The 7,183-nt window shown below is 72.6% G+C and carries 5 protein-coding genes and 2 pseudogenes; 5 read left to right on the plus strand and 2 right to left on the minus strand.

Annotation, left to right across the window (positions count from 1 at the left end; translation table 11 throughout):
* Nucleotides 1–154: 154 nt before the first annotated feature.
* Nucleotides 155–1,177 (minus strand): annotated as a pseudogene (locus ACFV4N_RS36755) (condensation domain-containing protein); the annotation flags it as partial.
* A 216-nt stretch (nucleotides 1,178–1,393) separates the two neighbouring features.
* Here ACFV4N_RS36755 and ACFV4N_RS36760 point away from each other — a divergent pair.
* The 4 genes from ACFV4N_RS36760 to ACFV4N_RS36775 all read left to right on the plus strand — a co-directional run bounded on the left by ACFV4N_RS36760 (nucleotide 1,394) and on the right by ACFV4N_RS36775 (nucleotide 4,520).
* Nucleotides 1,394–1,915: a hypothetical protein gene (locus ACFV4N_RS36760; protein WP_499677282.1), complete on the plus strand. Its 522-nt coding sequence runs from the start codon at nucleotides 1,394–1,396 to the stop codon at nucleotides 1,913–1,915.
* Nucleotides 1,916–2,081: 166 nt separating this feature from the next.
* Nucleotides 2,082–3,632 (plus strand): tryptophan halogenase family protein, encoded by a 1,551-nt coding sequence (locus tag ACFV4N_RS36765; protein WP_499677283.1) that lies wholly within the window; start codon nucleotides 2,082–2,084, stop codon nucleotides 3,630–3,632.
* A 36-nt stretch (nucleotides 3,633–3,668) separates the two neighbouring features.
* Nucleotides 3,669–4,190: a flavin reductase family protein gene (locus ACFV4N_RS36770; protein WP_499677284.1), complete on the plus strand. Its 522-nt coding sequence runs from the start codon at nucleotides 3,669–3,671 to the stop codon at nucleotides 4,188–4,190.
* A gap of 75 nt (nucleotides 4,191–4,265) precedes the next feature.
* Nucleotides 4,266–4,520: a hypothetical protein gene (locus ACFV4N_RS36775; RefSeq protein WP_499677286.1), complete on the plus strand. Its 255-nt coding sequence runs from the start codon at nucleotides 4,266–4,268 to the stop codon at nucleotides 4,518–4,520.
* Between the two features lie 55 nt (nucleotides 4,521–4,575).
* Here the strand turns inward: ACFV4N_RS36775 and ACFV4N_RS36780 are convergent.
* Nucleotides 4,576–4,755: pseudogene (locus ACFV4N_RS36780) on the minus strand (ATP-binding protein); the annotation flags it as partial.
* Nucleotides 4,756–4,805: 50 nt separating this feature from the next.
* Between ACFV4N_RS36780 and ACFV4N_RS36785 the strand changes: the two are divergent.
* Nucleotides 4,806–6,056: a cation:proton antiporter gene (locus ACFV4N_RS36785; RefSeq protein ID WP_499677285.1), complete on the plus strand. Its 1,251-nt coding sequence runs from the start codon at nucleotides 4,806–4,808 to the stop codon at nucleotides 6,054–6,056.
* Nucleotides 6,057–7,183: the final 1,127 nt, after the last annotated feature.

Raw genomic sequence — 7,183 nt, forward strand, 5'->3', positions numbered from 1 at the left:
CATCACCACGCCCGGCCTGATCAACCTGGACTTCGCCGACGTCAAGTCGGTCATGTCCGAGGCCGGTTCCGCCCTCATGGGCATCGGCTCGGCCCGCGGCGACGACCCGCTGCACCTCGGCGAGCCCGAGGTGCTCGTGCGGGATGAGCGCGCCGTGCTCCCGGTGCAGGCGGTCGAGCAGCGCGCCCACCGGCTCGGCGGGGTCGAGGCGCACGCGCACCGGCACCGAGTTGATGAACAGCCCGATCATCCGGTCCACGCCGGGCACCTCGGGCGGTCGCCCGGACACGGTCGTGCCGAACACGACGTCGTCGCGGTCCAGCAGGCCGCCCAGCACCACCGCCCACGCGGTCCGCACGACGGTGGCCGCGGTCAGCCCCCGCGCCCGCGCCACGTCGCGCAACGCCGCGGTCCGGTCCTCGTCGAGGGCGAACTCCACGCGCCGGGGGCGCACCGGGATCCTCGTCACGCCCGGCGCGGCGAGCAGCGTCGGGCGGGTGAGGTCCCCCAGCGCGGTCCGCCACGCCGCGCGCGCCGCCTCCTGGTCGCGCCCCGCCAACCAGCCCAGGTAGGCGCGGTACGGGGTGACCGGCGGCAGCGGGTGGCGGGGTCCGCGGGTGTAGAGGGTGAACAACTCGTTGAGCAGCACGGGCACCGACCAGCCGTCGAGCAGCAGGTGGTGGTAGGTCAGCACCAGGCGCCACCGCTCCCCGGGCATGCGCACGACGAGGAGCCGCAGCAAGGGCGGATCCGCCAGGTCGACGCCCTCGGCGCGGTCCTCGTCCAGCAGGCGGCCCAGCGCGCCGTCCGCGTCCGGCTCGCCGCCGAGGTCGACGTCGCGCAACCGGCCCGCGGCCTCGGCCGGGACGACCTGGACCGGTCGGCTCAACCCCTCGTGCCGGATGCCGATGCGCAGCGTGCTGTGCCGGGCCAGCAACGCGTCGAGCGCCGCGCGCAGCGCGTCCGCCGACAGCGGCCCCTCACCCTCCAGCACGAGCTGCGACAGGTACACGTCCTCGGCCTCGGGGGCGTAGAGGTTGTGGAACAGGAGGCCTTCCTGCAGCGGTGTCAGCGGCAGCACATCAGCAAGTCCGACCACGGTCACCGTGACGTCCTCCAGTCGCTCAGGACCCGGGACCCCGACCGCCCCCGGTGCAGCGATGAAACAAGCGGGCACGTCGAGGGGTCAACGCTTCCCCCGGCATTTAAGCTGCGGCTGAACGTCCGCCTGTTCACGTCGCCACCTGCTCGTTCTCCGAATGGCCTATGTCGAAGGTCAGAGTCCGGCCCAGGCGGTTGACGACTTCCGGCGTAGCCGATGGACGACGTTCCGCAGAGGCGTGGACCGCCCGACCCGAGCAGGCTGGGAGGACCGGGGCCGCAGGGCGCTCCGGTGGTCGGAGGACTCGTGCTGGGGACGCTGCTGGCGGTCGCGGGGATCGCGTTCGGCTCTGCCGTGGTGCCGCTGGTGAGCATCGAGCTGGTGGTACTCGCCGTGTCGGCGAAGCTGCCCGACCACGTGTGGGCCGCGGTCGCCGCCGCCTCCGTCGGCCAGGTCGCCGGCAAGTCCCTGTACCTCCTCGCCGCCGGTTCGAGGATCCGGCTGCCGCGGTCGCTGCGCGAGCGGATCGGCAGCGTGCTCGGGCCGACCGAACCCGGTGCCACGCCCAAGACCGCGCTCGCGAGCCGGTGGCAGCGGCTGCGGACCCGGTGCGAGGACAACCGCCGCGTGCTGCTCGCGACGCTCGCGGTGAGCGCGCTGGGCGGGCTGCCGCCGATCATGCTGACCACCGTGCTGGCGGGGTTGGCCGGCGTGCGGCTGGTCACCTACATCGCGATCTGCCTGCCGCTGCGGCTGGCCCGCTTCGCCGCCCTGGCCACCGCTCCCGGCCTCCTGCCCGGGTGGCTGGGCTAGGAGCGGGTCTTTCGGGCTGTGCTTAAGCACCTGGCACGCGCTGTCACGCCGTTCCTAGTATCGGGACCACGACAGGGAAAGCGGTCCGCTGCAGCGTCCACGCAGGACGTCCCGCGCCTTCCGGCGCACGCCGCTCCCCGCGCGACGGACATGTGATGGAGCGCCCATGCCAGACAGGATCGTCATCGTCGGCGGCGGCACCGCGGGGTGGATGACTGCCTCCTACCTCAAGGCCGCCTTCGACGACCGCGTGCAGGTCACGGTCGTCGAGTCCGACCGCATCGGGACCATCGGCGTCGGGGAGGCGACGTTCAGCGACATCCGCCACTTCTTCGCCTACCTGGGCCTGGAGGAGTCGGACTGGATGCCGGCGTGCAACGCCACCTACAAGCTGGCCGTGCGGTTCCAGGACTGGCGCGAGCCGGGCCACCACTTCTACCACCCGTTCGAGCAGATGCGCTCGGTCGAGGGCTTCCCCCTCACGGACTGGTGGCTGCGCGGCGGTCCGACGGACCGGTTCGACCGCGACTGCTTCCTCATGGCCACCCTGTGCGACGCCGAGCGCAGCCCGCGCCGGCCCGACGGCAGCCTGCTCGGCCGGGACCTGCCGGACAGCGTGGCGGAGTCGAACGCGCTCACCATGTCCGAGCACCAGGGCAAGACGCAGTTCCCCTACGCCTACCACTTCGAGGCCGCCAAGCTGGCCCGGTACCTCCGCGGGTACGCGGTCGACCGGGGCGTGCACCACGTCGTCGACGACGTGGTCCACGTGGCGCTCGACTCCCGGGGCTGGGTCGACCACGTGGTCACGAAGGAGCACGGCGCGCTGCACGGCGACCTGTTCGTCGACTGCACCGGCTTCCGCGGGCTGCTGATCAACCAGGCGCTGGACGAGCCGTTCCTGTCGTTCCAGGACACCCTGCCCAACGACAGCGCCGTCGCCCTCCAGGTGCCGCTGGACATGGAGGCCCGCGGTATCCGGCCGTGCACCACGGCGACGGCGCGCGAGGCGGGCTGGATCTGGACGATCCCGCTGTTCGGCCGGATCGGCACGGGGTACGTCTACGCCAGGGACTACCTGTCGCCCGAGGACGCCGAACGGGCGCTGCGCGAGTTCGTCGGCCCCGAGGCCGAGCACGTCGAGGCGAACCACATCAGGATGCGCATCGGCCGCAGCAGGCGGTCCTGGGTGAACAACTGCGTCGCGGTCGGGCTGTCGAGCGGGTTCGTCGAACCGCTCGAGTCCACCGGGATCTTCTTCATCCACCACGCCATCGAGCAACTGGTCAAGTTCTTCCCCGGGGACGACTGGGACCTCGCGCTGCGCGACCTCTACAACGAAGCGGTCGGGCACGTCATGGACGGGGTGCGCGAGTTCCTGGTGCTGCACTACCGGGCCGCCGCGCGCAACGACACGCAGTACTGGCGCGATGCCAAGGAGCGGGTGCTGCCGGACGGCATGGCGGAGCGCCTGGAGCGGTGGCGCACGCACCTGCCGGACTCGGAGACGATCTACCCGTACTACCACGGGCTGCCGCCGTACTCGTACGCGTGCGTCCTGCTCGGCATGGGCGGTCTGCCGCTGCGGCACTCCCCCGCCCTCGACCTCATCGAGGACACGGCCGCGCGCAAGCAGTTCGAGCAGATCCGCGACAGCGCCGACGAACTCGCCCGCACGCTGCCGAACCAGTACGAGTACTTCGCCCAGTTCCGCTGAGGCCCGGTTCCGCCGGGAGCCGGAGACGGAGGTCGGATGACAGGGCCGGACGTGGAGCTGCGGGACATGATGTCCCGCTTCCCGAGCGGGGTCGCCGTGATCACCGCCTTCGACCCGGACGGCACGCCGCGCGGCATGACGTGCTCCTCGCTGTGCAGCGCGACGCTCGACCCCCCGACGCTGCTGGTCTGCCTGCGGACCGGCAGCCCGACGGCGGCGGCGGTGTCGGCGAGCGGCATGTTCGCGGTCAACCTCCTGCACTCCCGGGGTCGTCCCGCGGCGGAGCTGTTCGCCTCGGGCTTCCCCCAGCGGTTCAACCGGGTGCCCTGGGACCGCTCCGAGTCGGAGGCGGGCCCGCACCTGGTCGACCACGCGCACACGGTGGCCGACTGCGCCGTCTCGCGGACCATCCCGACCGGCGGGCACCTCGTCGTCCTCGGGCACCCGCTGGCCATCGTCCGGCGCTCCACCGCTCCCCCGCTGCTGTACGGCCTGCGGGACTACCACCCGTGGCCGCAGCTCACGGCGGGGAGCGGCACCGGGCGCGGTGCGGAGTAGCCGGGCCCGCGCCCCTCCGGAACGCAGGACCCCGACCTCGTGAAACCCGACCCGAGAGGCGAAGGGACGTTGCACATGGTGAGATCACTCGCCGCCGCGGCGCTGGGCGCGGCGCTGGCGCTGGCAGCTCCGGCGGCATCCGCCGCTCCGGCGTCCGCGGACGCGCCGTCCGCGGGTCGGGCGGCGTCCGGTTCCGCACCGGGTGGTTCACAGTGCCCGGAGAAGGCTCCCGAGGGCGCCGTGTTCGTCAAGCGGGTCCAGCCGCCGCTGGGCCTGCCCTACGAGGTGTGGCGACTGCCGTCGGGCCAGCTGATAACGTTCTACTGCTGAGCGCGACCGCCACCGGCGCGGCTCCCCGGACCGCTCCCCGCGCCGGCCCCGCGGGCAGCGGCAGGCGGGCCAGGAAGCGGGTGTCGCCCGGTCGGGACTCGACGCGCAGGCCGCCGCCCTGGCGTTCCACGACGGTGCGCCAGGTGATGTCCAGGCCCGGCCCGGTGCCCTCGCCGACGGCCTCGGCGGTGGAGGACGGCTCGAAGACCCGGCCCCGCGCCTCGGGCGGGATGCCCGTGAGGGAACCGCGATGTCGGCCCGCAGGAGCGAGCGGAAGGACCGCAGATGACGCACATCGTGACCCTGCTCGTCGACTTGTCGCTGATAATCGCACTCGCGAGAGTGCTCGGCGCGGCCGCGCGGCGCCTCGGGCAACCCCCCGTCATCGGCGAGATCGTCGCGGGCGTGCTGGTGCTGCCGCTCATCATCACCACGGCCCCGGGCGCTGCCCTGTTCCCCGCCGCGGTGCGCGCCGACCTGTCGGTGCTGGCCAACATCGGCGTGGCGCTGTTCATGTTCGTGGTCGGCATGGAGTTGGACACCGGCACCGCGCGCCGAGGCGGCCGCATGGCGATGTCGGTGGCACTGGCGTCGGTCGCCCTGCCCTTCGGCCTCGGCCTGCTGGTCGCGATCGGCCTGGCGGACCGGCACGCACCACCCGGCCTGCGTGCCGGGTTCCTGGTGTTCTTCGCCGTCGCCATGGCGATCACGGCGTTCCCGGTGCTGGCGCGCATCCTGACCGACCGGGGCATGCAGCGGACCCCGATGGGGTCGCTGGCGCTCGTCTCCGCCGCGATCAACGACGTGCTGGCCTGGGTGCTGCTCGCCGTGGCGGTGGCGCTCAGCGACCGGGGCGGCCAACCACCGTGGCTGCTCGCGCTGTCGATCCCCTACCTGGCGGCCATGTGGTGGGTGGTCCGGCCGCTGCTGGCCAGGGTCATGCCCCACGACCGCGCGCTGGGCCCCGGCCGGCTGGCCGTCGTCGTGGCGAGCCTGCTGCTGTCCGCCGCGGTGACCGAGTTGATCGGCCTGCACCTGGTCTTCGGCGCGTTCCTCCTCGGCGCGGTGATGCCGCGCAACGGCGTCCGCGAGCTCGTGCACGACCGGGTCGCCGATCTGAACTCGGTCCTGCTGCTGCCCATATTCTTCATCGTGGCGGGCTTGGACATCGACCTCTCCACGCTCGGCGCGGGCGGGCTCGGCGCACTCGCCCTGATCCTCGCCGCCGCCATCGCGGGCAAGTTCCTCGGCGCTTACACCGCCGCCCGCTGCTTCGGCACCCCTCCGCGCCAGGCGGCGGTGCTCGGCACGCTGATGAACACCAGGGGCCTGACCGAACTGGTCGTGCTGAGCATCGGCGTCCAGTTCGGACTGCTGAACCAGCAGATCTACACCCTGATGGTGATCATGGCCCTGGTCACCACCGCCATGGCCGCGCCACTGCTGTCCCTGCTGTACCCACAACGCATCAGGGACGAGGAGCTGCAGACCTTCCTGCTCCACCCCGACCCCCGAGCGGTGGAGGAAACGCGGTAGAGTGCCGGCACCGCGTAGTCGAACTCGACGCCGGCGATGGCCGTCGGCACGTCGGGCCTGACCTTGAGCTCCACCTCGCGGTGTCCGACGAAGCACTGCTCGAACCGGCTCTCGGCCCAGCCGAACGTCCCGCGCGCCTCGGACCTGCCCTGGCACTCGGACTTGAAGTCGCCGGCGGTGACGTCGTCCAGCGGGGCGGTGCGGGCCTCCGGGAAAGCGGCGGGCGCAGCCGCGGGCGCGACCCGGTGCGGAACCGCGGTGGACGTCGCGATCCAGGCGGGGGCGTCGGGCTCGGCGTCCGCCGGGCGCGCCTGCGCGACCGCTGCGCCCGCCTCGCACACCAGGCGCTTCCTCACGCGGTCGCGCAGCCCCGGGACCGCGTCCAGGCAGCGCGACGCGTCCTCGTCCACGCACTGCCGCAAGAAGTCCTGGTCGACCGGCGCGACCGACGCGCGCCGCCGCACCGGCTCGGCGGCGGCCAGGGCACCGGGTCGCACCAGCGGCTTGGCCACCTCCCAGGCGGTGACCAGACCGGATGAGTCCTTGGCGACGTTGGCGTCGACGTCCCACCCGGTCACCACGTGGTGGGAGTTGGGGTTGGCCCCGTCCTTGGTCGTGCCGGCGAAGTTGAAGTCGTAGTACAGGTCCGAGGACCGGCAGTTGTCGCAGTGCGGGAACGACATGAACGTGTGCGCCGGTCGTCGGGCGTGTTCGAGAAGTTCCCGATGGGGCGGTAGTCGTAGCCGCCCGTGTAGTCCACCCAGTAGGGCTGGTAGGTGCTCTGCCCCGTCGGGCTGCCCCACTCGACGCTCAGCCCGAGTTCGTAGCTCGTGGACATGTTGTCGTCGGTGAACACGCGAGTGGCGTTGTACGCGTTCCCCGCCGACGACGTGCTGTGCGACACGACCGGGTGCGGGAACGTCCGGAAACCCCGATTTGCGCACAGGCGAAAAAGGCGCGACGCGGCCCGCCCGACGGGATGCGTCCCCGCGTGGGAGTTCGAGCGTCGCACCAGCGGCTCGGGCTCCGTCGTGCACGGAGTGAACCGCCACACCACCCGGTTCCGGCTCGCGCGGGAACGGGGGCGGGAACGGGGTGCGAGGCCGGCCCGCCGGGGTGGGCGGCGG

Source organism: Actinosynnema sp. NPDC059797, assembly GCF_042732085.1.
Classification (GTDB): Bacteria; Actinomycetota; Actinomycetes; order Mycobacteriales; family Pseudonocardiaceae; genus Actinosynnema.